General features: G+C 57.7%; 17 protein-coding genes and 1 tRNA gene. 14 read left to right on the top strand and 4 right to left on the bottom strand.

Going from position 1 to position 25,440, the window contains the following annotated elements:
* Positions 1 to 144: 144 nt before the first annotated feature.
* The 5 genes from pal to glmM all read left to right on the top strand — a co-directional run bounded on the left by pal (position 145) and on the right by glmM (position 6,931).
* Positions 145 to 678, top strand: coding sequence for a peptidoglycan-associated lipoprotein Pal (pal, locus tag QRN85_RS16400; protein ID WP_062452053.1), 534 nt, complete (start codon positions 145 to 147; stop codon positions 676 to 678).
* A gap of 156 nt (positions 679 to 834) precedes the next feature.
* Positions 835 to 1,851, top strand: a complete 1,017-nt coding sequence (gene ybgF / locus QRN85_RS16395; protein WP_284759364.1) for a tol-pal system protein YbgF — start codon at positions 835 to 837, stop codon at positions 1,849 to 1,851.
* 38 nt (positions 1,852 to 1,889) lie between these two features.
* Entirely contained in the window at positions 1,890 to 3,221 is a 1,332-nt protein-coding gene (gene tilS / locus QRN85_RS16390; RefSeq protein WP_284759362.1) for a tRNA lysidine(34) synthetase TilS, read from the top strand.
* Positions 3,222 to 3,375: 154 nt separating this feature from the next.
* Complete coding sequence (gene ftsH, locus QRN85_RS16385) at positions 3,376 to 5,322, top strand: ATP-dependent zinc metalloprotease FtsH (protein WP_062584574.1); 1,947 nt, start codon at positions 3,376 to 3,378, stop codon at positions 5,320 to 5,322.
* 256 nt (positions 5,323 to 5,578) lie between these two features.
* Positions 5,579 to 6,931: a phosphoglucosamine mutase gene (gene glmM / locus QRN85_RS16380; RefSeq protein WP_062584576.1), complete on the top strand. Its 1,353-nt coding sequence runs from the start codon at positions 5,579 to 5,581 to the stop codon at positions 6,929 to 6,931.
* Between the two features lie 122 nt (positions 6,932 to 7,053).
* Here glmM and QRN85_RS16375 read toward each other — a convergent pair whose 3' ends face one another.
* A complete protein-coding gene (locus tag QRN85_RS16375) occupies positions 7,054 to 8,586 on the bottom strand; it encodes a putative bifunctional diguanylate cyclase/phosphodiesterase (protein ID WP_350225080.1) in 1,533 nt (510 codons plus the stop codon).
* 82 nt (positions 8,587 to 8,668) lie between these two features.
* On the opposite strand from QRN85_RS16375, the gene QRN85_RS24525 reads away from it, so the two are divergent.
* A complete protein-coding gene (locus tag QRN85_RS24525) occupies positions 8,669 to 8,965 on the top strand; it encodes a hypothetical protein (RefSeq protein ID WP_350225079.1) in 297 nt (98 codons plus the stop codon).
* A 496-nt stretch (positions 8,966 to 9,461) separates the two neighbouring features.
* On the top strand, positions 9,462 to 10,262 hold the full coding sequence (locus QRN85_RS16370; protein WP_284759359.1) for an outer membrane protein: 801 nt from the start codon (positions 9,462 to 9,464) through the stop codon (positions 10,260 to 10,262).
* A gap of 63 nt (positions 10,263 to 10,325) precedes the next feature.
* Here QRN85_RS16370 and QRN85_RS16365 read toward each other — a convergent pair whose 3' ends face one another.
* Positions 10,326 to 10,907, bottom strand: a complete 582-nt coding sequence (locus tag QRN85_RS16365; protein ID WP_112962814.1) for a DoxX family protein — start codon at positions 10,905 to 10,907, stop codon at positions 10,326 to 10,328.
* Between the two features lie 257 nt (positions 10,908 to 11,164).
* Here QRN85_RS16365 and QRN85_RS16360 point away from each other — a divergent pair, with 257 nt between their 5' ends.
* From QRN85_RS16360 to QRN85_RS16330, 7 genes are all read left to right on the top strand, one after another.
* Positions 11,165 to 12,343 carry a phosphoserine transaminase gene (locus tag QRN85_RS16360; RefSeq protein WP_284759357.1) on the top strand — a complete coding sequence of 393 codons (1,179 nt, stop codon included), beginning with the start codon at positions 11,165 to 11,167 and terminating at the stop codon, positions 12,341 to 12,343.
* A gap of 75 nt (positions 12,344 to 12,418) precedes the next feature.
* A complete protein-coding gene (gene serA / locus QRN85_RS16355) occupies positions 12,419 to 14,014 on the top strand; it encodes a phosphoglycerate dehydrogenase (protein ID WP_113170880.1) in 1,596 nt (531 codons plus the stop codon).
* 203 nt (positions 14,015 to 14,217) lie between these two features.
* Entirely contained in the window at positions 14,218 to 15,285 is a 1,068-nt protein-coding gene (locus QRN85_RS16350; RefSeq protein ID WP_284759356.1) for a Tim44 domain-containing protein, read from the top strand.
* Between the two features lie 370 nt (positions 15,286 to 15,655).
* Positions 15,656 to 16,843 (top strand): OpgC family protein, encoded by a 1,188-nt coding sequence (locus QRN85_RS16345; RefSeq protein ID WP_284759355.1) that lies wholly within the window; start codon positions 15,656 to 15,658, stop codon positions 16,841 to 16,843.
* Between the two features lie 147 nt (positions 16,844 to 16,990).
* Positions 16,991 to 18,187 (top strand): tRNA 2-thiouridine(34) synthase MnmA, encoded by a 1,197-nt coding sequence (mnmA, locus tag QRN85_RS16340; protein WP_062584589.1) that lies wholly within the window; start codon positions 16,991 to 16,993, stop codon positions 18,185 to 18,187.
* A 135-nt stretch (positions 18,188 to 18,322) separates the two neighbouring features.
* Positions 18,323 to 18,399: transfer RNA gene (locus QRN85_RS16335), tRNA-Met, on the top strand.
* A gap of 506 nt (positions 18,400 to 18,905) precedes the next feature.
* The gene (locus tag QRN85_RS16330; RefSeq protein WP_284759351.1) at positions 18,906 to 19,928 is read left to right on the top strand and encodes an acyltransferase family protein; all 1,023 of its coding nucleotides are present in this window, start codon (positions 18,906 to 18,908) and stop codon (positions 19,926 to 19,928) included.
* Positions 19,929 to 19,942: 14 nt separating this feature from the next.
* On the opposite strand, the gene QRN85_RS16325 is transcribed toward QRN85_RS16330, so the two are convergent.
* Together QRN85_RS16325 and QRN85_RS16320 are read right to left on the bottom strand one after the other, a co-directional pair.
* Positions 19,943 to 22,195: a glycosyltransferase family 4 protein gene (locus QRN85_RS16325; RefSeq protein ID WP_284759344.1), complete on the bottom strand. Its 2,253-nt coding sequence runs from the start codon at positions 22,193 to 22,195 to the stop codon at positions 19,943 to 19,945.
* Positions 22,192 to 25,434, bottom strand: coding sequence for a glycosyltransferase (locus tag QRN85_RS16320; RefSeq protein WP_284759343.1), 3,243 nt, complete (start codon positions 25,432 to 25,434; stop codon positions 22,192 to 22,194). The genes QRN85_RS16325 and QRN85_RS16320 overlap by 4 nt, the downstream gene beginning before the upstream one ends.
* Positions 25,435 to 25,440 lie beyond the last annotated feature (6 nt).

Genomic DNA, 25,440 nt, shown 5'->3' with positions numbered 1-25,440 from the left:
TTGGCCTGTTTTCTTGCTGAATATGTAGTGAGGGAGCAAAAAGGCGGGACATTTCCTTTCTGTTAACCATAATTGTTTGGGGGCAATTAACTGCAATCGGTTATTGTCTGGCAACGTTACTGAAATTCTAAGGAGAGACCGGCGATGAGCCGTACACACACCTCGGCACTCGGCCCCATGCAGAAACTCGCCCGTAACCCGGCTATGATCGCTTTGACGCTGGCGCTTGCGCTGGCTGGTTGCGCCAACAAGAAGAACATGCCGAACAGTGCTGGCGAACTGGGCCTTGGCGGCGCAGGTTCTGCTACACCGGGTTCCGCACAGGACTTCACCGTCAATGTCGGCGACCGTATCTTCTTCGACACCGACAGCACATCGATCCGCGCAGACGCACAGCAGACCCTGCAGCGTCAGGCACAGTGGCTGGCTCGTTATCCAAACTACGCCATCACTGTTGAAGGTCACGCCGACGAGCGCGGCACACGCGAGTACAACCTTGCTCTGGGCGCACGTCGTGCAGCCGCCACCAAGGAATTTCTCGCCTCGCAGGGCGTTCCTGCAAACCGCATGAAGACGATTTCCTACGGCAAGGAACGTCCGGTTGCCGTTTGCGACGACATTTCCTGCTGGTCGCAGAACCGCCGTGCAGTCACCGTTCTGGGTGGCGCAGGCATGTAATCGCCTCGCAGCGACGTGATGAGAATTGTAAGGCGGCCTCCGGGCCGCCTTTACTTTTTTCCATAGTTTGGCCGAACTTAAGTTGCTTTTTGACGCCAGATGGAAAAAATCCGGTTTTGCGTCGTTGGGGCGCAAATCAACCAGACAGGACGCAACATGAAGAAACTTGTCGTGGCGGGAATGCTGGGGCTTGCAGCCTGCACCGGCCTGAGCGGCACTGCCGTTTCAGGACCGTTGTTCGGCTGGGCGGGGGGCTCTAGTACAAGCAGCGGAAATCACCCACCTGTTGTCAACGTTCAGGCGAACGATACCTATCGCGTGCAGCAACTCGAAGAACAGATCCGTCAGTTGAACGGACGTATCGAGGAAATGAGTTTCCAGCTGCTGCAGATGCAGGAAACCATTCGCAAGGCCCAGGAAGACAACGAGTTCCGTTTCCAGGAGCTTGAAGGCGGAAAGGCTGCCGCACCGGCTGCACCGAAGAAAAAGGCCGAGGCCGACATTCCTTCGGCAACGGGCGCCGAAGATGACGTCGCAACCATCATTGAAACGCCGTCCCAGGGCGGCGCTTCAATGGGCGGTGGCGCTGCGGGTGCAGGCCAGATGGCGACCGCACCGCGCAGCAATGCTGCTCCCGGCGAAACGACGCTTGGCTCCATCGAGCTCGATTCCCGCGGCCTGCCCGTGGGCGGTTCGCTCAACCCGAACGTCAACAATTCTGCAGGAAGCCTGCCCGGCGTGGAAACCGGCCGGACCTCCAGCCCGGACCCCGTCAATACGGCGGCACTGACCAGCGAGAACGACATCTACCAGGCCGCCTATGGCCATGTGCTCTCAGGCGATTACAAGGCTGCAGAAAAGGGTTTCGAGCAATATATCCAGGGATACCCCAAGGGCTCGAAGGCTGCAGACGCGAATTTCTGGCTGGGCGAAGCGCAGTATAGCCAGGGCAAGTTCACCGATGCCGCAAAGACATTCCTCAACGCTCACCAGAGCTACAGCAAATCGCCCAAGGCGCCTGAAATGCTGTTGAAGCTCGGCATGTCGCTTGCCGCACTCGACAACAAGGAAACCGCTTGCGCCACATTGCGTGAAGTGCCGAAGAGATATCCAAGCGCCTCCAAGACCGTTCTCGGCAAGGTGACGAGTGAACAGAAGCGCCTGAGCTGCTGACAGACGGGCTGGACGGCTATGACATCAGGTCGTTCCCGATGACGCCGCTTGCGCCCCTTGAGGCTGCGCGGCAATTTATCACAAGAATTTCGAAGCCCGCCCGGATCCTCGTCGCAATCTCCGGCGGCAGCGATTCCACCGGCCTGCTGCTGGCCCTGCACCGGGCTGTTGAAGAGCTGGGCAGGGCTGATATCGCGCTTGCGGCGGTTACCATCGATCATGCGCTGCGCGCCGAATCTGCGCAGGAAGCGATTGGCGTTGCGGCCATGTGCCGCAAACTGGACATTCCCCACCATATACGCCGGTGGAATGAGGCAAAGCCCGCAACGGGTGTTTCCGCAGCAGCGCGGCTTGCGCGCTACGCCTTGATCTCGCAGGTCGCAGAGACGGTGAAGGCCGACATGATCGTGGTCGGTCATACGCTTGGCGACCAGCAGGAGACCATTGCCATGCGGGGTGCGCGCAGCCTCAGGCCCGACAATCTGGGCCTTGCGGGCATGGCGGACGGCGTTCTCTATCGCTGTAATCACTGGTTCATGCGGCCTTTTCTCAACACGTCACGACAGGCGATCCGCGATTTCCTACAGGATGAAGGATGGAGCTGGTTCGATGATCCCAGCAATATCGACGCTCGATATGAGCGGGTGAGGGCGCGCAACGCCCTGGAACCGGCCTCCACGAAGTCCGGCGAAGGCCTGTCGTTGACTGACCGGTCGGGCGAGCGTGCAGCGCTCTCTGCTGCTGCTGCTGATTTTATCGATACCCATGTCCGGTGCTATCTCGCTTGCCTGATCAGGATCAGCCCGGAGGGTCTATTGCAGGACCCGACTGTTCTGCGCGCAGCCCTGTCCGCCATGGCCTGTGTGCTGGGCGGACGACGTTTTGCGATGGCGTCGGACAGCATGGACAGGATCATGGCGCTTGTTGCGTCAGGCCAGCCGGGCAGGGCGACGGCCAGCCGGGTGGTGTTTGATCGCCGCAGGCAAGGGCTCTATCTGATGCGGGAGAACCGCAACATTCCATCGATCACAATTGCCGATGGGGAAAAGGCGGTATGGGATGAGCGGTTCGAGATCGTAAATCTGTCGGAGCGTGAGCTTGTCATCGGGCCGATGAGCACCCACGCGGTGGCCGCGTTGGTGCCGACATTTGCAGCCGATATCCCGCAGGGCGTGGCAAAACGGGCGGCGCAATCCCTTGCCGCAATCTCGCTGGCAGGTCTTGATGAGCCGGTCGCGGCGGGTGACCACGTCACCATCCGGCCTGTTCTTGCCCCTTACGATCTCTTTCTGCCACGGTTTGATCTGCCACTCGCCAATGCCATCGCCCGCCTTTTGGGCCGCGAAGCCTATCCACAGCCTGCGGTTTAGGGCTGCTGGCTTTCTCAAATCGATTTTTCTCAGAGTTTTTACCGCAAAACGCATCTGATATCGGTCGCTGCCTTGGCAACGGCTGCTGTCCTCCTTATGTTAGGGGCAACATAATGGCGGACACCAATTTGTCCGTTGGAGTTCGGGGAGTTCGATGAACCCAAATTTTAGAAATTTCGCCTTGTGGGCAGTGATCGCTCTGTTGCTGATCGCCTTGTTCAGCATGTTCCAGACGTCGCCATCCCAATCGGCATCGCGTGAGATTCCCTATTCGCAATTCATTCGCGATGTTGATGCCGGTCGTGTCCGTGACGTAACCGTTACCGGCAACCGGGTTCTTGGCACCTATACGGAAAACGGCACTGCCTTCCAGACCTACTCGCCCGTCATTGACGACGCGCTGATGGAGCGTCTGCAGACCAAGAATGTCAGCATCGTTGCACGTCCCGAAAGCGATGGCTCCTCCGGTTTCCTGAGCTACCTTGGCACGCTGCTGCCGATGTTCCTGATCCTCGGTGTCTGGCTGTTCTTCATGCGCCAGATGCAGGGCGGTTCGCGGGGAGCAATGGGCTTTGGCAAATCCAAGGCAAAGCTTCTGACCGAAGCGCATGGCCGCGTGACATTTGACGATGTGGCTGGCGTGGACGAAGCCAAGCAGGATCTGGAAGAAATCGTGGAATTCCTGCGTGATCCGCAGAAGTTTCAGCGCCTGGGCGGCAAGATCCCACGCGGTGTTCTTCTCGTTGGTCCTCCAGGCACTGGTAAGACATTGCTGGCGCGTTCCGTTGCCGGTGAAGCCAACGTTCCCTTCTTCACCATTTCCGGTTCCGACTTCGTTGAAATGTTCGTCGGCGTTGGCGCAAGCCGCGTTCGCGACATGTTCGAACAGGCCAAGAAAAACGCACCCTGCATCATCTTCATCGACGAAATCGACGCCGTTGGCCGCCATCGTGGTGCTGGTCTTGGCGGCGGTAACGATGAGCGTGAGCAGACCTTGAACCAGTTGCTGGTCGAGATGGACGGCTTTGAAGCCAATGAGGGCATCATTCTCATTGCTGCCACCAACCGCCCTGACGTTCTTGACCCCGCACTTCTGCGTCCAGGCCGTTTTGACCGTCAGGTTGTCGTTCCGAACCCCGATATTGTCGGTCGTGAGCGCATCCTCAAGGTTCACGCCCGCAACGTGCCTCTGGCACCGAATGTCGACCTGAAGGTTCTGGCACGTGGTACGCCCGGTTTCTCCGGTGCTGATCTCATGAACCTCGTCAACGAAGCCGCCCTGATGGCTGCGCGTCGCAACAAGCGCGTCGTGACCATGGCAGAATTCGAAGACGCCAAGGACAAGATCATGATGGGTGCGGAGCGTCGCTCCTCGGCCATGACCGAAGCCGAAAAGAAGCTGACGGCCTATCACGAAGCCGGACATGCCATTACCGCGCTCAAGGTTGCGGTCGCCGATCCGCTTCACAAGGCAACGATCATTCCGCGCGGCCGTGCGCTTGGCATGGTGATGCAGCTGCCGGAAGGCGACCGCTACTCCATGAGCTACAAGTGGATGGTTTCGCGCCTCATCATCATGATGGGTGGTCGCGTTGCCGAAGAACTGACGTTCGGTAAGGAAAACATCACCTCTGGCGCGTCTTCCGACATTGAGCAGGCCACCAAGCTTGCCCGCGCAATGGTAACGCAGTGGGGCTTCTCGGATGCTCTCGGTCAGGTTTCCTATGGTGAAAACCAGCAGGAAGTCTTCCTTGGCCACTCCGTTTCGCAGTCTAAGAATGTGTCCGAAGCCACCGCACAGACGATCGATACCGAAGTTCGTCGTCTGATCGATGAAGCCTACACGGAAGCGCGGCGTATTCTGACCGAAAATCACGATGGCTTTGTCGCCATTGCCGAAGGTCTGCTGGAATATGAGACGCTGACCGGCGAAGAGATCAAGGCGTTGATCCGTGGTGAAAAGCCTGCCCGCGATCTCGGCGACGATTCGCCAAACAGCCGTGGTTCTGCTGTGCCAAAGGCTGGCACCAAGAAAGATGGCCCTAACGAAGCCAAGGGTGACGGTGAAGCAGAAGGTGGCATGGAGCCGCAGCCTCACTGACCCCACGACAAAATCTGACAAGAGGCCGTCCACTTCCCGGGCGGCCTTTTTGCATGTGTGGTTGCGTGCAAAGCGCGCCCTTGCAAGCCAACTGCCTGCTTCATTCCTCAGGGATAGTGGGCGATAGTAACAAGATATATTGCCTATTCGCGGTAATTTACGTGCCGTTTCATGTGTTTTATGGCATTTACCGTCTGGAGAGCCGTGGCCCGTCCGGGTAAGGACTTACCACGCGCGTTTAATTTCTGGAGTTCACATGACACGTCGCTATTTCGGAACAGATGGCATTCGCGGGCAATCCAACGTCTTTCCGATGACGCCTGACCTGGCGATGCGCGTCGGCATTGCCGTTGGCACAATTTTCCGTCGTGGCCACCATCGCCACCGCGTCGTTATCGGCAAGGATACGCGTCTTTCAGGCTACATGCTGGAAAATGCGCTGGTTGCCGGTTTTACCGCAGCGGGGCTCGACGTCTTCCTGCTAGGCCCCATTCCGACGCCCGCTGTTGCGATGCTGACGCGCTCACTGCGTGCCGATATCGGCGTGATGATTTCTGCCTCGCACAATCCCTTTGCCGATAATGGCATCAAGCTTTTCGGACCCGATGGATACAAGCTGTCGGATGAGCTGGAGCTTGAAATCGAGGATCTTCTCGACAAGGACATCTATTCGCAGCTGGCCAAGCCGCATGAAATCGGACGGGCCAAGCGCGTCGATGGCGATATCTACCGCTATATCGAGTTCGTAAAGCGCACATTGCCGCGTGATGTAACGCTGAGCGGCCTGCGGATTGCCATCGATTGCGCCAATGGCGCGGCCTATAAAGTAGCGCCTGCGGCACTGTGGGAACTTGGCGCTGAGGTTGTGACCATTGGCAACGAGCCAAACGGCACCAACATCAATTTCGAGTGCGGCTCCACTCATCCCGATGCGCTGCAGAAAAAGGTGCATGAAGTGCGGGCCGATATCGGCATTGCGCTGGACGGCGACGCTGACCGCGTGATCATTGTGGACGAACGCGGCCAGATCGTCGATGGCGATCAGCTTATGGCGACGATTGCTGCCAGCTGGGCAGACGACAATCTGCTGCGCGGCGGCGGTATCGTTGCGACTGTCATGTCCAATCTCGGACTGGAGCGTTTTCTCGGTGACAAGGGTCTGACGCTTGCCCGCACCAAGGTCGGCGACCGCTATGTTGTCGAGCATATGCGCAACAATGATTTCAACGTTGGCGGCGAGCAATCCGGTCATATCGTCCTTTCGGACTACGGCACGACGGGCGACGGTCTGGTGGCAGCGCTTCAGGTTCTGGCGCGCGTCAAGCGGTCCGGTCGCACGGTGAGCGAAGTCTGCCGCAAGTTCGAGCCCGTGCCGCAGCTCTTGAAGAATGTCCGCATTTCCGGCGGCAAGCCGCTGGAAAATCCTGTCGTGAAACAGGCGATTGCCGATGCGGAAAGCGCCTTGGCCAATAATGGCCGCCTGGTCATCCGCCCCTCGGGCACGGAGCCGCTGATCCGCGTGATGGCGGAGGGCGACGACAGCGCCCAAGTGGAGCGCATCGTCAATGATCTCGTTGGCGTGATTTCCAACGCCCGGACCGCAGCCTGAACCGAACCCGGCAGACCCTTTTAGGGGTCCTGCTGTGCAATTCATCGTTCAGGGGCTAAACAGCATAGGAAGAGGCGGGGCACTTAGCGGCACCCGCCTTTTTTTATTGTCATGTAACAGGCTCAGCCGTTTGAAAGCCTCGAGCCCAAGGCCTGCTCTTCATCCTGAAGGAACCGTAAAATGGCCGTCTCACCCATGGGGGGCGAGAAAAGATAGCCCTGGAAGAAGTTGCCGCCGAGCTGCGTGATGAGCGAAAGCTCCTGCTTTGTTTCAACGCCTTCGACAATGGCATCGAGACCCATTTCGCGGCCAAGGGTGAGGACTGAGCGGACAATCTTTTCGCTGGCAGGATTATCCTGGATCTGATTGACGAAACTCTGGTCGATCTTGATCTTTGTCAACGGTAGCGAGTGCAAGGCCGTCAAGCTGGAATAGCCTGTTCCGAAATCATCGAGCGAAATGCCGCAGCCGATTTTTCGAAGCATCTCCACCGATTGTTTCGCTTGCCGCGTATCATGAATAAACGCCGTTTCTGTAATTTCGAGATCGAGCCGCTCAGCGTCGAATGGGCTGTTCTCGATGATGGCGATGACCGCCATGACAGCTTCCGGACTGTTCAGATCCTGTGCGGACAGATTGAATGAAAGCCTCATCTGGTCCGGCCAGGTGCTTGCGGCGTGCAGGGCCTTCTTGAGAAGCGTTCTTGTCAGGCCGCCAATGATCCCGGCACGTTCTGCGATGGGAATGAACTGGGCGGGCGACACGGGGCCGAGCGTCGGGCTGTTCCAGCGCGCAAGCGCTTCGAAGCCTACCGTGCGGTTCTGGAAGCCGTCCACGATCGGCTGAAAGACGACGGACATTTCGCTTGGAAAATCCGCCTGTTTCAACGTCTGCTCGATGCGCGCATCCCGATGAATTTCCTCGACATGATGAACCGTAAAAAGCGTGCTGTTTCCGCGCTTCTGGCGCTTGCCATGGTAGAGCGCATAATCTGCCCGGTCGAAGAGCTCTTCCTGTGACGAGGCCAGATCAGGATAAACGGCGATGCCGATGGAGCCTGAGATGATGATGGTGGCATCCGGCAGGATGAAGGGAGAATGCATATAGGCACACATGCGGTTACCTTCAGCGACGACATCCCGCTGTGGCGCGACATTGGAAATGACGAAAGCAAACTCGTCTCCTCCAAGCCTTGCCAGAAACATTTCCTTGGACGCGAAATAGAGCGTGAGGCGATTGGCGACCTCCATCAACAGACGGTCGCCGGAGGAGTGGCCGTAGAGATCATTGACGGGTTTGAAGCCATCGAGATCGATGACCCCGACCGCCAGGCGGGTGCCCTCCAATGTCGCTGCTTCAAATGCCTCTGACAGGTGTTTGAAAAATGCGCGGCGATTCGGCAGGCCCGTCAGGCTGTCGATATTGGCGAGGCGAAGATTTTCGTTGCTGAGTGCTTCCGTCTGTTGCTGGGCAACGATCATGCGTTCGAAATTGCCATAATTGACCATCAGCACCGCCAACATGCCGAAGCTGACAAGCAGGATGTTGATGGCAATCGCAATGAATGTCGCATGGCCAGAGGCCATGAAGAAGACGACGAAGGCGCCGTTGACAATGATGGCCACGGCAAAGGCTGCCACTCGGACATGCATCATGCAAAAGATGCACGAGATGACTGTGATCGCCATGTAAAAGGCGATGTGGGATTGTTGATATGCATCCCCATAAGGGTAGAGCATGAATGACCAGGCCGTGAACGCCACGGAAATCACCACGGCGAGACGTTGCGTTCGCTGCAGCGCCGAGAATGTCTCTTCTGCCGTGGGTGTGCGGTCTCGCGATTTCCACCAGAACACGACACGCACGGCGCTGATGACGGTAAACAGGCTGGGGACGATCAAAGTAAGCCACGCGGGCGCGACCGACATGTGTGTGGCAGCCAAAGCCCAGGTACTCGACATCAAGATGAAGTACATCACGGGCATCTGTCTGCAGAATGCGCGATATTTTGCCTTCAGCAGTTCCGGATTGTGAACTGGAATTCGGGTGAATTCGATAATTTTCTTCAGCTCTAGGCCCAAGGAAGACAAACCCTTGTCAAGTTTTTCGCCAATCTCCGGCATCTGCGCCAAGAGGTCGGGCGGGACTGGATTTCCCTTAAGACCAGCGCCTCATGGCTGATCGATATGCCATCTGTAAGTGGTGCAATCGTCACCTATACTGACGTTACAAGAGGTCCGTTGAAATAAGGACAATAATATTAGCTAACAAAATATTATTATAGTCGGATATATTCTTGAAACGGGAAGAGCGGTCGCTGATATCTACCCGCATATCGGGCGTTTACTGCAATATCACCGATTGCGCGAATATTATCCGTTTAACAGTGTTAACCAATTTTGTTAGTAAATTGCGCCAAGTATTTCCGATTTTAATCGCTGTTTAACCATTTTCCTTCAGGCTTCGTAAATGAAGAAGATCACGAGTATCTGCCGCTAATCGCGCACATACCGCTTATGGAGCCGCAATCATGAAAAAGAGCCTGATCGGTGTCGTTGCCGCTTTGATGGCAAGTCAAACCGCATTCGCAGCCGATGTATATCAGGCTGAATCACCAGCTTTTCCGGACCAGGCACCTGAGGTTCAGGTGCAGGAAGCAAGCGGTTGGTACCTGCGCGGCGATGTCGGATACTCATTCAACAAATCGCGTGGCGTAAGCTTCGACCGCGCGGCCGCTGGTCCCTCGATCGAGGAGCTGAGCTTCACCACCACGAACCTGAAGGACAGCGTTCTCTTCGGCGGTGGTGTCGGCTATCAGATCAACAACTATCTGCGCACGGATCTGACGCTGGAATATATGGCGAAATCCAAGTTCAGTGGCGTTGCACCGCAGCTCAACGGTGCGAACTCTTCCATGCGCGCTTTCGCCGTGATGGCCAATGCCTATGTCGATCTGGGGACCTATGGCCGGATCACTCCGTATATCGGTGCGGGTATCGGTGGTGCTCACGTCAAGTGGAGCAAGCTGACGACCTGCGGCAACTGCGAAATCGAAGGTGAAGACAACTGGCGCTTTGCTTACGGCCTGATGGCCGGTGCCTCCATCGACGTGACCTGCAACCTGAAGGCCGATGTTGGCTACCGCTTCCGCCAGATTGGCAGCGGCTCCATGTTCGGCACCAGCGACTCAGGCCAGACCTCGGGCGGTCGTGACAAGGGCGTGACTTCGCATGAAGTGCGCGTCGGTGGCCGTTATGTCTTCAATGGCTGCGACACTGCGCAATATATTCCTCCAGCGGACATTCCGCTGCAGCCTGCCGTTTACAAGTAAGAATTGCCGGGCAACCGACTGGACACGCCCCCGCATCGATGATGCGGGGGCGTGTTTTGTATTTTAGAAGTGCTTCTTGAATAGCCATCTGTCCAGTGAGCAATACCCACCGCCAAAGGCCGCAAAAAGTGCTGCTCCACCTGTCCAGAACAGCGATGTGATCTCAGCCTTAGACTGGACCAGCTCCAGAAATGCCGTGCCCCCATCTGCGAGGCGGCGCACACCTGCCGGTGTAAACATGGTCTGATCCGCCGTTTTCAGCGCCTGAATGCCCGCCTCGGTCAGAAACGCGTGGCCATAGGGATCGATGAAGTGGAACCACAGCGTAATGGCCAGCATGAAAGCATTGGCGAGCGCTACAGGCCGGGTGAACAATCCCAAGGCGATGAATATTCCGCCGAAGAACTGCATGGCCGCCAGCGTCGGAGACCACAGCCAGCCGGGGTGGAACCCGATCTTTTCAAGGAAACCGATCTGCGCGAAGGGAGCCATGATCTTCGGATAGCCCTCAAAGGCCAGCATGCCGCCGATGGCGACGCGAAAGGCCGTCCAGGCGAGGGGTTGAGCGAATTTCTCATAGAAGCCCGACAGAAAAGGAAGGATCAAAACATTACGGTCGTTCGAAAATGGTGCGTCGTTACTCATAATAACATCTCTTGCGGTTGATGATCATCAACCTGCACCGCGCCACGCATGTTTGGTTTGACCTGCATCAAGAGGATGAGAAAAGCCTTTTTGGGGGCGCCGCCAGGCCACCTGACCCCAGGGGTGAGATGACGCAATCCGACCAAAATTGTTTTTGCGTGCGACACATTCCGCTTGACTGCGACAGGCGAGAAGAATAGCAACGAGGGCAGGACACCTCTCCCTAACGAGAGGCGCCTATCTGAAAGGGTAGTCAAATGACAGATATAGTGAAGCCGGACACCCGTCCGGGCAATACGCATTTCTCTTCTGGTCCCTGCTCGAAGCGTCCCGGTTGGTCGCTCGAAGCTCTCGCCGATGCACCGCTCGGTCGCTCGCATCGCGCCAAGGTTGGCAAAGCCAAGCTGAAGCAGGCCATCGATCTCACCCGCGAAGTTCTTAACGTTCCCGCTGATTATCGCATCGGCATCGTTCCCGCATCCGACACAGGCGCCGTCGAAATGGCGCTGTGGTCGCTGCTTGGTGAGCGTGGCGTCGATATGGTTGCCTGGGAAAGCTTCGGTGCCGGTTGGGTAACCGACGTCGTCAAGCAGCTCAAGCTGAAGGACGTTCGCAAGATTGAAGCCGATTACGGCCTTCTCCCAGACCTTTCCACCATCGATTTCGATCGTGACGTGGTCTTTACCTGGAACGGCACCACATCGGGTGTCCGCGTTCCAAACGCCGATTTCATTCCCGCAGATCGCAAGGGCCTAACCATTTGCGATGCGACATCTGCCGCATTTGCGCAGGACATGGACTTCTCCAAGCTCGACGTCGTGACCTTCTCCTGGCAGAAGGTTCTGGGCGGCGAGGGCGGTCACGGTGTCATCATCCTGTCGCCACGCGCTGTCGAGCGTCTGACGAGCTACGTACCTGCGTGGCCGCTGCCAAAGATTTTCCGCATGACCTCGGGCGGCAAGCTGATTGAAGGTATCTTCACCGGCGAAACCATCAACACGCCATCCATGCTCTGCGTCGAAGACTATATCGATGCGCTGCTGTGGGCAAAGAACCTCGGTGGCCTGAACGCCCTGATGGCGCGTGCCGATGCCAATGCCAAGGTCATCTTTGACTTCATCGCTGAAAACAACTGGATTGCCAATCTGGCCGTCGTTGACGAGACGCGCTCCAACACCTCCGTCTGCCTCAAGATCGTGTGCAAGGATGTTGCCGCACTTGATGCCGCCGCGCAGGCCGATTTCGCCAAGGGCATGGTTGCCCTTCTCGAAAAGGAAAACGTGGCACTCGATATCGGTGCTTACCGCGATGCGCCATCCGGTCTTCGCATCTGGGCCGGTGCGACGATCGAGACGGCTGATATGAAAGCCGTCATGCCTTGGCTCAAGTGGGCATTCGAAACGCAGAAGGCTGCGACCTTCAAGGCTGCTGCCTGATCCATTCCGGCCCTGCCACGGCAGGGCCGCGCATTTTCGCTTTCAACACTGAACCCTTTTCAAGGAGCCCACACAATGGCACCTCGCGTACTCGTATCTGACGAACTGTCGGAAACCGCCGTCCAGATTTTCCGCGATCGCGGCGTAGAAGTTGATTTCCAGCCAAAGCTTGGCAAGGACAAGGACAAGCTGGCCGAAATCATCGGTAATTATGATGGTCTGGCCATCCGTTCCGCCACCAAGGCGACGGAAAAGCTGATCGAAGCCGCCACCAACCTCAAGGTTATCGGACGCGCCGGTATCGGTGTCGACAATGTCGATATCCCGGCTGCGTCGCGTCGCGGCATCATCGTCATGAATACGCCCTTCGGCAACTCCATCACGACTGCGGAACACGCCATTGCGCTGATGTTTGCCGTTGCCCGCCAGCTTCCGGCTGCGGACGCCTCCACACAGGCAGGCAAGTGGGAAAAGTCCAAGTTCATGGGTGTTGAAATCACCGGCAAGACGCTTGGCGTCATCGGTGCTGGCAATATCGGCGGCATCGTCTGCTCACGCGCCCTTGGCCTCAAGATGAATGTCCTGGCCTATGATCCCTTCCTGTCGCCAGAGCGCGCGCAGGAAATGGGGGTGACCAAGGTTGAACTTGACGATCTCTTGGCACAGGCAGATTTCATTACCCTGCACGTGCCGATGACGGACAAGACCCGTGGCATTCTCGGCGCTGAAAACCTTGCCAAGACAAAGCCTGGCGTCCGCATCATCAACTGCGCCCGTGGCGGCCTGGTGGATGAGGCAGCTCTTGCCGAAGCGATCAAGTCCGGCCACGTTGCCGGTGCTGCGTTCGACGTGTTCGAAGTGGAGCCTGCGACCGAAAGCCCGCTGTTTGGCCTTCCAAACGTCGTCTGCACGCCGCATCTGGGCGCATCCACCACGGAAGCGCAGGAAAATGTTGCTCTTCAGGTTGCCGAGCAGATGTCGGATTACCTCGTCAAGGGTGCCGTTTCCAACGCCATCAACATGCCGTCGATCACGGCTGACGAAGCGCCTCGCCTGAAGCCCTTCATCAAGCTGGCAGATGTTCTGGGTTCCTTCGTCGGTCAGGTGCAGGAAAGCGCGACCAAGGAAATCGAAATCCTTTATGATGGCGCAACCGCCAGCATGAATACCAAGGCTTTGACATCGGCGCTGCTGGCCGGTCTCATCCGCCCGCAGGTTTCCGATGTGAACATGGTTTCGGCCCCCATCATGATCAAGGAAAAGGGCATCATCCTTTCCGAAGTGAAACGGGACAAGACCGGCGTTTACGACGGCTTCATCAAGCTGACGGTGAAGACTGAAAACCAGATCCGCTCTGTTGCAGGTACCGTGTTTTCGGACGGCAAGGCCCGTTTCATTCAGATCAAGAACATCAATATGGATGCCGATGTCGGTCAGCACATGATCTACATCACCAACACCGACGTTCCCGGCATGATCGGCTTCATGGGCACGACACTGGGTGAAGCGGGCGTTAACATCGCCAACTTCCAGCTCGGTCGCGAAAAGGAAAGCGGCGACGCTATTGCGCTGCTCTATGTCGACGGCCCCGTCTCTGAGGACGTTCTGGACAAGCTGCGTGCCAATCCGGCCATTCGTCAGGTCAAGTCGTTGTCGTTCAACATCGACTGATCCCGCGCAACCACGCGTGGATGATATTTCCACCCGGCACAGGAGAAACCCTGTGCCGGGTTTTTGCTTTAGCAGCCAATCATTTATCTATGGTTGCATATCACGAAAAATTTTATGCCATGTCCCTAAAAATGATGATCCATAGTTGCTATATCGATATTCAAGAGCCGCTCAATGGGAGGGCGGCGCAACAGGAGATCACGATGTTTGCTGCCATCAGGCGCTTTAGGGGTTTGTTTGCGGTCGCCGCACTTGGAATTGCCGTTTCCTTCATTGCCGTTGACATGGCTGAAGCCCGGCGCGCCAGCGGCGGTTTCGGTAGCCGTGGGACGAGAACCTTTTCGGCGCCGCCTGCCACCAGCACGACGCCTGGCCAGGCCGCACCCATAAACCGCAGCATGACGCCCAACACAAACCAGGCGACACCTGGTGCAGCGCAGCCAGCGCGCCCTGCCGCCGCACAGGCGCCACAGCAGAGCCGTGGCATGTTCGGTGGAATGATGGGCGGTCTTATGGGCGGTCTGTTGATGGGTGGCCTGTTTGGTATGCTGATGGGCGGTGGCTTCGGTGGCATGGCTGGCTTCTTTGGAATGCTGATGCAGATTCTGCTGATTGGCGGTCTCGTGATGCTGGCGATGCGATTCTTCGCCTCGCGTCGTCAGGGTCAGCCCGCCTATGGTGATGCTAATGCAGCCCGTAACGATCATTCTGCGCCGCAGGGTGGGTCCAACATGACCGGTGGCTTCAAGATCCCGCAGATGGGTTCGAAGGCGGGCGGTTTTGGAGCCGCAGCCGGTGCTGCCGCAGCCGCGCCCGTTGCGCCCAAGCCGGTACCGCACGAAAATGGGATGTCTGAGGGCGATGAGATTGGCGTAACGCAGGCCGATCTCGAGACCTTCCAGTCCGCGCTTGAAAAGGTGCAGGCTGCCTATGCCGCAGAGGATTACGGCACACTTCGCAAGCTGACGACACCGGAAGCCATGTCCTATCTTGCGGAAGAACTGAGCGACCATGCCACCAGCGGCGTGAAGAACGATGTTCGCGATGTCAAGCTTCTGCAGGGCGATGTTGCAGAAGCCTGGCATGAGGAAGGCAAGGACTATGCCACGGTCGCCATGCGCTATTCCGCAATCGATGTGATGCGCGACCGCGGCACCGGGAAGATCGTTGAAGGCAACGAAAACGAGCCGGAAGAATCAACCGAGTTGTGGACATTCGTTCGCCAGGGTGGCTCCGAATGGCAGGTTGCGGCTATTCAAGCGGCTGCCTGAACGCCTGAAAAATAGTGGATGGAAATGTGGCCGGTGTGGATGAAAATCCCGCCGGCCATTTTCGTTTGCATGGGCCGCAAACACAGGGTCTTCAAGCCCGTTGCGGGTTAAGCCATTGTTCCTGCTTGCCTCATTTCATTCACGCAATCGCCTTTTTTCATTCATCCGGCGTTCAGTCACCCGCCGCTAACCCTGTGCCGCACACACCAATGTGAAATCGACGCGGGTGGTAAAACGATGCTTCCACCGGAACCGTACCGTCAAAACCGCGTTCACGATCCAAGTTTGGATGGTCGTAAAATACCCATCCTGTCATTCGGATCAGGCAGTCTTTGCTCAAGGGTGCCTGCGAGTATGGAGAGCAAGCAAGATGAAACGCTTCGACCTGATCGATGGAATGCGCGGGTATTTTCTCGTCTTCATGCTTATCAATCACCTCGTATTCGCGGGCGGTCTGTGGCTGATGGAAATCAACCACAGACAGTTTGCGTTTGTTGAGGATGCGCAGGGCTTCGTCTTCCTGTCCGGCCTTTTGATCGGCATGGTCTATGCACGCAAGATGCTGAAATATGGCTATGAAGCGGGCCGCGACATGATCTGGAGCCGCGCGCTTGAGCTTTACAAGTATGCCATGGGCCTGGTCATCGCGGTGCTGTTCTTCCGCATGGTCATCCCGCACGCGCCCTATATCTGGTACAACTGGCTGGGCATGACGTCCTTCGATGACCCGCTGCGCCTTGCTGCTATCGCGACCTTCCTGTTCCAGCCGACTTTCATGGACATTCTGCCGCAATACATCGTCTACATGGTGTTTGCGCCAATCCTGGTCAAACTGTGCCTGGACGGCAAGTGGGCCTATGTCATGGCCGGTTCGCTTCTGGTGTGGATGGCAGGTCAGCTTGGTTTGCAGCAACTGTTTACCGCCCCAGTTAATGAACTGGTCAAGGGTGCAGACGAACAGGGTATCCGTGTCAGCTTCAACCTGTTTGGCTGGCAGCTGGTGTTCTATTCCGCGCTTGTGATGGGTGCCATGACGGCACAGAACAAGATTGCATGGACGAAGATCTTTTCGCCGGAGCGCAGCTGGATTGCCAAGGCGGCACTCTTGGTCTGCCTGTTCTTCGTGCCTCTGCGCATTGCCACAGCCTGGAACCTGATGCCCGAATTCATGCTGGGCAAGTTTTCGACCATGGAGATCAGGGCGGATTTCGGTCCGGTCTATCTCATCAACTTTCTGGCTGTTGGCGTTGGTCTGACATGGCTGATCATTGCTGGCCCCAAGCATCACAATCCGCTGGTGCAGAAGGCGGCGGCAGGCGTAATCTGGGTTCTGTCTCTGAAGTTCCTGCAGCTTCTCGGCCGTCATTCGCTGCAGGTCTATGTCTGGCACGTCGCAATCGTCTACAGCATCTACTATCTGGATGGCCGTACAGCCGAGCTGAACCAGCTGGAGAAGACGCTGATTGCCCTTGCTGGCGTTGCACTTCTCTCCCTGCCTGCGCTGTGGCGCGAAAGGGAAAAGTGGATTGGCGATCGCCAGAAGACCGCTGGGGCCTGACGCTTACACAATCTGCATATCGCCGGAGACGGGGTGGCCTTGCCGCCCCGTCTTGCGTGTGAGAGCATTTCTTTCTATATGCACACTTCGAAAATACGACAGGCGGCGGGGCCTTGACCCCCGGTATGACTGACGATTGGAAAAGCTTTGAACACGCTCGACTTTGATAAGAGGCCGGAAGACACCCGGATTGTCGTCGCCATGTCCGGCGGCGTGGACTCCTCCGTGGTGGCGGGAATCCTCAAGCAGGAGGGCTATGACGTCCTCGGCATCACGCTTCAGCTCTACGACCACGGTGCAGCCGTGCATCGCGCCGGTTCCTGCTGTGCGGGGCAGGATATCGATGACGCCCGCCGGGTCTGCGAAACGCTCGGTATTCCCCATTATGTGCTAGATTACGAGGCGCGGTTTCGCGAGACGGTCATCAACCCCTTTGCGGAAGCCTACGCGATGGGCGAAACGCCCGTTCCCTGCGTGGCCTGCAACCAGACCGTCAAGTTTGCCGATCTTCTGGCCACGGCACAGGAGCTGGGGGCGGATGCGCTGGCGACCGGCCACTATATCCGTTCACGGCTGAACCCTGTTCCCGGGCATCCCAACCGGCGCGCTCTCTATCGCCCGATCGATAGTGACCGCGACCAGAGCTGGTTTCTGTTTGCGACGACCCAGGAGCAGATCGATTATCTGCGCTTTCCGCTTGGTGGGCTTTCCAAGGCCGAGACACGCCAACTGGCGGAAGAGATGGGCTTGGTCGTTGCCAAGAAGGCTGACAGCCAGGATATCTGTTTCGTGCCGCAGGGCAAATATACCGATATCATCAACAAGCTGAAGCCAAACGCGGCGCTGGTGGGCGATATCGTTCACCTCGACGGGCGTGTGCTGGGGCGTCATGATGGAATCGTGCACTACACGATCGGCCAGCGCAGGGGCATTGGCGTTGCAACGGGCGAGCCGCTTTATGTGGTGCATCTGGATGCCCGTGGCCGCCGTGTCATCGTCGGCCCGCGCGAGGCGCTGGAAACGCACCGCGTCTATCTTCGCGATGTGAACTGGCTGGGTGATGGTAATCTTGCGGACGACGCGCGCAACGGCTTTAGCTGCTTTGCCAAGGTCCGCTCCACGCGCCCTCCGGGCGAGGCCACACTCCACGCCGATGAGAAGGGCGTCTATGTCGATCTCGCCATTGGTGAGGCCGGTGTGGCGCCAGGACAGGCCTGCGTGCTCTATTCCGCTCCCGGCGCTGACGCACGCGTCTACGGCGGCGGCTTTATCGAGCGGTCGGAACGCTCAAGCGATGCGGAAGCCTCGTTGAAGGCGCTGCTGGAAAAGCCGGTTGCGGCCTGAAAGCATTGAGCTTTTCGTTAGCTGACAGAAAGCAACGTTTTTGCGCATCTTGCGCTTGACACTTTGGGGAGCGGCACCTTATAAGCCGCTCATCCTGATGGAACGGGCGGTCACATCGCTGTCACGTTTCCCTGTGGCGGGGTAGCTCAGGTGGTTAGAGCAGCGGAATCATAATCCGCGTGTCGGGGGTTCAAGTCCCTCTCCCGCTACCAAATTTCCTTGTTTGACCTGAAGAGAATGTGAGTTCCGTTTCGGTGAAGCACGTAGATGTGTGTCTCCCGCGAAACCGTGCTCCGAGCAGGTAGGCAGCCACTTGTGAGACCTCTTGCCTTGGCCTTTTCCTTTAAACGGTGCTGTTACTCACGAGCGGCTGGTTGATAGCCTCATTTCGGCGGCGAGAACATGTCGGCTTGGCTTGGCAATTCTGCTTGTTGCTCCAGAAACGAACCTGACGATTGAAGAAACGGATTACTCAAAGCTGTCTTTGGTGCGTTTTAAACTTCGTTCACCTGAAATCTACGTGAGAGATTATCACCACATCCGCAGTGGTAATCACTGCAACTTATAGAAGAAAGTCCGCAGTTCTCACGCATGTATATCTAGTATCTAGGCCTAAGTGTTTACCTTAAAGCGCGGCGTATGCTTGACTGTGACGTTTATCTTAGCCTACGGGACGTCATCTAGATTATTTTGTTGTATTGCGTAAGAGATAATTTTTTTGAATAAACCAAGAATTGATTGGCTGGACGCAGTAAAAGGCGCATCTATATTGATGGTTTCAATATATCATGTCGGCCTGATCATGGATGCTTATGGCTATTCAATCACATGGCTGATGAAGATCAACGCCTTGCTGACGCCGATACGAATGCCGGCATTCTTCCTGGCAGCGGGTTTTGTGGCGCGTTCATCCGTCAACAGACCCTGGCTTTATCTTTTTGAGAAGCGCATCGGTTTTTACGCGTATCTTTTCGTCCTTTGGTCTGTCTTACGCTTCAGCTTCTTCGGAAACGTTGTCCCCAATCGCCTCGCGGCTTTGGAAGGCAACGACTGGACATGGCTGATTTCTTCGCTTGTCGCTCCAGAGACCGGCGCGTGGTTTTTAAGGGCTCTCGCAATCTTCTACAGTTTGACGAAATGCGTCGAGTCTGTTCCTAAACGCGTTGTCATCCCGATCGGGATACTGGCTTCTGTGATCGGTTTCTCAGGCATCGTTCCGATGCTGTTTTCCTTCGCCAACATCCTGCAATATTTTGTGTTCTTTTACGTTGCGTGCCACTTCCAGCACCTGATTTTGCGTCTCAGCGATATGCCTTTAAGGCTGATCGCATTGGGCACACCGGTGTTTGCGGTTTTGACGGTGCTGGCTTGGCGATCATACTACTGGTGGATCGATGGGCCCGCAGAACTTGCGGCAGCTGTTGCTGGAGTGTTGGCACTGATCGGGATTGCGGTCAGATTGGAAAACAGTCTGCTCGGCTCTGTCGCGCGCTTCTTCGGGCATAACACATTGCCGATTTACGTGATGCATTTAATGATTATCAGCTGGGTCGCGCATATGGCTACCCAATATAACTGGCCGGACCACGCTGCCAGCAGGCTCTCTCTGGCAGTGGTTCTTTTCCTGGCTGCTGTCGTTCTTCCCGTAGTTATAAAAAGATTTTTTGACCGTATCGGCCTTTCATTCTTTCTATTCCGGCTACCGTGGTCTGGCGCGGCGAGGAAACCAGTGGTGGTGTAATTGGCGCGGTCCAATTACCTCTCATCCACACTGGAAACTCCACGCAAGACCTCTGCAAGCGGCGCATATACCTCGCGTCCCTCATTCACCAGGCCTGCCGAGAGCAAGCCATTCTCACAGGCGCGGTCATCGTCCCAGCCGGGGTGGTTGACGATGGGGTAGAGGCAGATGCCTTCGACGGGCACGCCCTGTTTCATGGCCGCCTCGACCTCCGTGTGGATGTAGGTCATCCAGCTTGCGCGGCGGTCGCCTTCTATGCCGGTTTCGGCGATGAAGATAGGTTTGCCATAGCGGGCGTAGGTTTCGACGAGGATCGTTCTGAAGGGCTTGTAGAGCGGGTGGTCCATGTCGATGGGCGGGCCGCCATGGATCCATTGGTTGTTGAAGTAGTAGTTGACACCGATGATATCGAGATATTTGGCGGCCCCGCCGATCTGCGGCCACATGCGTCCTGACAGCAAATCCCAGCCTTGAAATTGCGACTGGCGGTGGCCTTCTGCGGTGGGCCGTTCCCACGGCCGCGACGGATCGGTGATGACATTGATGATGGGGTCGCAATGGACGAACCGCGCTCGTGGATCGACGGCAAGCACCGCGTCCATGGCTGCAATGGCCGCTCTTGCCAGCTGCACCTTGAGTTCAAAGCCGCGACCGTGGGCAAAGGGATTGAGATAGGCCGCATCGCCGCCGCCCCATGAGAAGAACGAGATTTCGTTGACGGGCGAATAGAAGGGGACGCCGTCGCTCGTGTCTTTCACGACCTGTGCAACCGCCGCCGCGAAGCGCGCGAAGCGTTCGACAAATTCCGGCGACCAGATATCGATATCATCAGGCCAGCCATAATGCAGCAGATCCCAGATGACCTGGGTTCCTGTATCGTTTGCCGCTTTCAACATTGGGGTGAAGCTGGACCAGTCATATTGCCCGGGCGAAAGCTCGATCAGGTGCCAGCGCAGGCCATCGCGGACCGTCCTTATGGCGTGGGAGGCAAGTTGCCGGTAATCCGCCGCCGTGTGAATATCGTGATCCGTGGCAGCAATCACATCAAGTCGCTTGCCCTTGTCCTGTCCCTCACGAGGGCGAAGCCTGTGGGTGGAGCATTCAAACCCGCCTTGGAGAAAGGACTGGAACAGCCCGGTGGGGCCGCGCGCCGGGCGCTCGCGCAACACAGCCTCAAACAGCGCTTCCCATTGCGGAACGACTGCGGCGGCGCTGTAGGCGGTTTCCACCTTGTGACGGAGAGCGCCGCCAAGGTTCTGCCGCAGGCTGGGTGATGCGATGAGCTTTTCCATCGCGCGTGCGACCGATGCCGGATCGTTATAGGGCACGAAAATGCCTGATACGGCGTCTTCGATCTGCTGCTTTGCGCCATTATCAGGCGTCGCGATGACAGGGAGGCTGGCTGCTCCGGCTTCGGCAATGACATGCGGCATCCCTTCGCCTCTGGAAAGCCAGACGAAGATATCGAGCGCCGGCAGGAGGGCAGGGATGTCCTTGCGATCTCCGAGGAAGGTGAGGGCGCTGTCCAGTTTTCTGGCTCTGGTAAGCGCCTGCAATCTTTCGGCATAGTCGGGCATGAAGGCATCCGGCCCGCCGATGACGACGAAGCGAGCGTCTGCATTTTCGGCATGGACCAGTGCCGCTGCCTCGATGAAGTCCTCGACGTTCTTTTTGGGGTCGAGCCTGCCAACCCAGCCAATGAGCGGGCTTTGCGGACCGACCCCGAAGGATGCGCGCAGCTGCGCCCGGGTCGTGCGATTGAATTCGCCGAGGTCGACCATGGAAGGGATTTCGATGACATCGTCGCTGCGTTCGGGCATGATCGACTTCGCTGCGTCGCAAATCGAGCGGCAGACGCCGACATAGCGGCTGGTGAAGTGCTTCGGCCCGGCCAGCGCTTCAGAGACCAGACCGCCATGTTCGATCAATGGCGGGCGAAGGTGCAGACGCTCCAGCGCCGGGTAGATATCGGCAACGTTCTGGCACGAGACCACGATATCGTAGGCCGACACCTTGTTGGCGAGATAAGCGACCGTATCCTCGAAAGAGAGGGAATAGGGCGTGGTATCCACATCCACGCCAAGCTCCGTCAGCTGCTCATGGGTTTGGTGCGGCATGTTGGGTTTGTGGAAACAGGCCACCACATCCAGCCGGTAACGGCTGCGATCAAGATTGCGAGCGAGAAGCCGAACTTCGGTTTCCTCGCCGCCAACGACAAGCCATGCAAAGACGAAGAGAATACGGACGGGCGGTTGTTGGGGTATCATGCGTGGACCTTGAAGACGATCTGAAGGAATTCCGGGCGGTGGACGACAAGGTCCTCCAGAAATGCCGGGCCTTCTTCGAAGGGTACGACATGAGTGATCATGTGTTCGCGGATGTCGGCACCCCGGCGTTTCAGAAGCCCGACCGTCTCATGTGCCAGACGCCGCCTGTCCCATTGACCGGCAAGCCCTCTGGGGACGCGATTGATCTGCGCGCAGCGAATATTGAGCCCATTATGGTGGAATTCCTCACCCAGCCGCAGCCGGTCGGCGCCGCCCTGATAAAAGGCGAGGTCGATGACCGTGCCCTGCGGGCGAAGGGCCTTCAGCGCCACATGCAGGCTGTCCGAATGGGCTCTGGTCTGGAAGACGAAGTCCGCGCCGCGGTCCGTGCCGCCATTGTGCCAGCGCGACTTTGCATGTTGCCAGGCCGCATCTTCCGTCATGGCCATCAGGCCCATGGCTTCGGCCTTGGCACGCCGAAACTCCGAGGGATCCGCGATGATGACGGCTTGAGCACCGGCGTTTTGCGCAAACAGGGCGGTCATGAGACCGACGGTGCCCGCACCGATGACCATGACGTAGCGCCCGGCAATGCCTGCGCCGAAAGACGTGACATTGCTGCCCAGCACATCCGCATCCGCGTGAAGAATGCCATTGGCCGCAATCGGCCCCATCTGGGCGACGAAGACACCCAGCATCGGGTCCAGGTCGTCAGGCATGGGAACCAGCACGTCATGGAAGGGATTGGCGGTGTGTCCGCTCTTGTGGGCATAGGTTGTCGCCAGAACCGCGCCGGGCTGAAAGTCCCGCGAACGGCTCTCTGTCACACGCGCCACTTCCATATAGCCGAGGAATGGGACGGGATAATGCAGATCCGCCTCGTTCTCGATAAAGACCCCGCGCCCCGCATCAAAGCGGGAATGGAAATAGGGGTTCGTATTTTTCATGAAGGTGAGTTCCGTGCCCGCTGACAGGCCGGTGTAAAGTGTATCCAGCCGGACCTGATCATCGCCGGGGGGACCTTCTTCATATTCGAAGAAGTAGGATTTTCCGGGTGCTTCTATGCCCAGCGAGCGGACCATCCGATGCCCCGGCGGCAGACCGTGGTGCACTTCGGGACGGGGCTGAAACTGTAGCGGTGCAGGCGGATTTCTGTCGAGCAGCGGCTGTTCCACCGTGACCGGCTTTCCATCCCTGGCGGAAGCAACGACGGCAAGAGCCACGCGGTGGGTGGCAAGCGCGTCCTCGTAACTGCAGCGAATATGGTTTTCGCCACCTCTGACGGCATCGACGAAATCACGGTCCTCGCGCCAGACGGGGTCACCATCGGCATGACGAACGGGACGTCCTGCGCCCACATCCACCATGATGTCATGATCGGTCAGTTCGATCGCGAGCCGGTCTGCAAAGATATTGAGGCCAATTCGATGGCTCCAGCCGAGCAGGCAGGATGAGGAGATGTTGCCGATGACGCCCGACTGAAAGGTGAGGCTGGCGGTGGTCACGACCGGGACATCCAGGCCCGGAAATTCGGGGCGGTCCTTGAAACCCGCGCTGCCGTAGACCTGGGTGACTTCACCGACCAGATAACGGGCAAGATCGATGATATGGGTTGCCTGCTCGACCATCTGCCCGCCGGACATGTCTTCCTTCCACCACCATTGCGGGGGCGGGGTCTGGTCCAGCCAGTAACCGGAAAGCAGTTGCGCCGGATTGTCCTGAAGCAGGTTGCGCGCTTCTTCGACCGTATCGAGATAGCGCCAGTGATAGCCGACGCCGGTAATCAGATTGGCAGCCTCGATTGCGGCACTGAGTTCTTCCGCAAGCCCAAGATCGAGGGTGATCGGCTTTTCAACGAAGAACGGGATGCCGCGAGCGATCAGATCACGCTCCGCTTCACCATGGGCGAAGGGTGGAATGCAGACGTAGACGGCATCAAGCGTTTCTGCGTCCAGCATCGCACGGTGGCTCTCAAAGGCGCGCGCGCCAAAGCGTGCGGCGGCCTGTTCCGCGCGGGAAAAATCCGGATCGGCGAAAGCGACCACGGCGACGTCTTCAAAGCCTGCGAGTATGTCCAGATGGCGGTTGGCTATACCGCCGACCCCGATGAAGCCGATACGTGTCTTGTCCATGGAAGCATGTCCTTGTAAATGTCGCGGTGCCTGCGAAAGCACGTGCGTGTAGATGCTGGCGGTTTCGTGCGCCATGCGATCAGCTGAAAACTGGGTCTGGAATCTCTGGCGTCCCGCCTCTCCGACGGCGCTTGCGTGAGCGTCGTTGTCGAGAGCCTCGATCAGCATGGAAGCGAGGGCATCGGCATTGCCGCTTTCAGCCAGAAACGGGTGGTCATGCCCCAGCGCTTCCACGTTACCGCCGATATTGGTGGCGACGACGGGTGTGCCGATGGACATGGCTTCCAGCAACGCGAGCGGAAGGCCTTCGAAGCGCGAGGGCAAAACAAAGATATCGGCGCGCGCCATCAGGTGTGCGACATCCGTTCTGTGCCCGGCGAAGACGACATGGTCGGTCAATGACAGTTCCTGCACAAGCGAACGGACCGCCTGCATCTCCTCTCCACGCCCGACAAGCAGAAGGACTGTGGATGGATGGGCAGCCAGCACGCCGGGCAGGGCCCTGATGAGAGTGGCGTGATCCTTCTGCCGGGAGAAGCGGGCGACGGTCAGAAGAACCCTTTTGCCCTCAAGCCCTTCGATCGCGTCCGCATCGGAAACGGCATCCGGGTCGAGCGCAAAAGTGCCATTGCGCACCACGCTTATCTCGCCCGAGGCTACGCCCTGATGCTCGAAACTGGCACGGGAAGCTTCAGACACGACGATGCGATGAGCAAGAAGCGCACATTCGCGCTCATACTGTTCCTTCTGGTCGGGATCGGTCAGAAGATAGGGAAGATGCTCGGTTCTGATAACAGGGACACCCGCAGTGGCACCGGCCCGCGACAGATTATGTCCTTCCCAGCCGATACCGGCGTGGACGTGAAGAATGTCGACACCGGCTTTAGTCAGCCAGGACGTGAAGCTGTCCATCTCATCGATTGTCTTGATTGCGATGCCAAAACGGGCGGCCCTTGATGTAAGCTCGCCCGTATGTGTTTCGGGTGCGACAATCACGATATCCCAGTCGGGCTGAAGCGCCCTGGCGAGGGCAAGCATGTGCTCACCCATGCCTGAGGGATCGAGACTTTCTGTCGCGAGAACAATCCGTCGACCCGCTCTGCTCATAGGTCG

It is taken from the genome of Agrobacterium sp. fls2-241-TYG-188a (assembly GCF_030209845.1).
This window is presented reverse-complemented; position numbering and strand designations above follow the sequence as displayed.

What these genes read in the sequence shown, in the direction of transcription:
- pal (WP_062452053.1), top strand. Translation starts at nt 145, where the DNA reads ATGAGCCGTACACACACCTCGGCACTCGGCCCCATGCAGAAACTCGCC.
- ybgF (WP_284759364.1), top strand. Translation starts at nt 835, where the DNA reads ATGAAGAAACTTGTCGTGGCGGGAATGCTGGGGCTTGCAGCCTGCACC.
- tilS (WP_284759362.1), top strand. Translation starts at nt 1,890, where the DNA reads ATGACGCCGCTTGCGCCCCTTGAGGCTGCGCGGCAATTTATCACAAGA.
- ftsH (WP_062584574.1), top strand. Translation starts at nt 3,376, where the DNA reads ATGAACCCAAATTTTAGAAATTTCGCCTTGTGGGCAGTGATCGCTCTG.
- glmM (WP_062584576.1), top strand. Translation starts at nt 5,579, where the DNA reads ATGACACGTCGCTATTTCGGAACAGATGGCATTCGCGGGCAATCCAAC.
- QRN85_RS16375 (WP_350225080.1), bottom strand. Translation starts at nt 8,586, where the DNA reads ATGATGCATGTCCGAGTGGCAGCCTTTGCCGTGGCCATCATTGTCAAC.
- QRN85_RS24525 (WP_350225079.1), top strand. Translation starts at nt 8,669, where the DNA reads ATGAATGACCAGGCCGTGAACGCCACGGAAATCACCACGGCGAGACGT.
- QRN85_RS16370 (WP_284759359.1), top strand. Translation starts at nt 9,462, where the DNA reads ATGAAAAAGAGCCTGATCGGTGTCGTTGCCGCTTTGATGGCAAGTCAA.
- QRN85_RS16365 (WP_112962814.1), bottom strand. Translation starts at nt 10,907, where the DNA reads ATGAGTAACGACGCACCATTTTCGAACGACCGTAATGTTTTGATCCTT.
- QRN85_RS16360 (WP_284759357.1), top strand. Translation starts at nt 11,165, where the DNA reads ATGACAGATATAGTGAAGCCGGACACCCGTCCGGGCAATACGCATTTC.
- serA (WP_113170880.1), top strand. Translation starts at nt 12,419, where the DNA reads ATGGCACCTCGCGTACTCGTATCTGACGAACTGTCGGAAACCGCCGTC.
- QRN85_RS16350 (WP_284759356.1), top strand. Translation starts at nt 14,218, where the DNA reads ATGTTTGCTGCCATCAGGCGCTTTAGGGGTTTGTTTGCGGTCGCCGCA.
- QRN85_RS16345 (WP_284759355.1), top strand. Translation starts at nt 15,656, where the DNA reads ATGAAACGCTTCGACCTGATCGATGGAATGCGCGGGTATTTTCTCGTC.
- QRN85_RS16325 (WP_284759344.1), bottom strand. Translation starts at nt 22,195, where the DNA reads ATGATACCCCAACAACCGCCCGTCCGTATTCTCTTCGTCTTTGCATGG.
- QRN85_RS16320 (WP_284759343.1), bottom strand. Translation starts at nt 25,434, where the DNA reads ATGAGCAGAGCGGGTCGACGGATTGTTCTCGCGACAGAAAGTCTCGAT.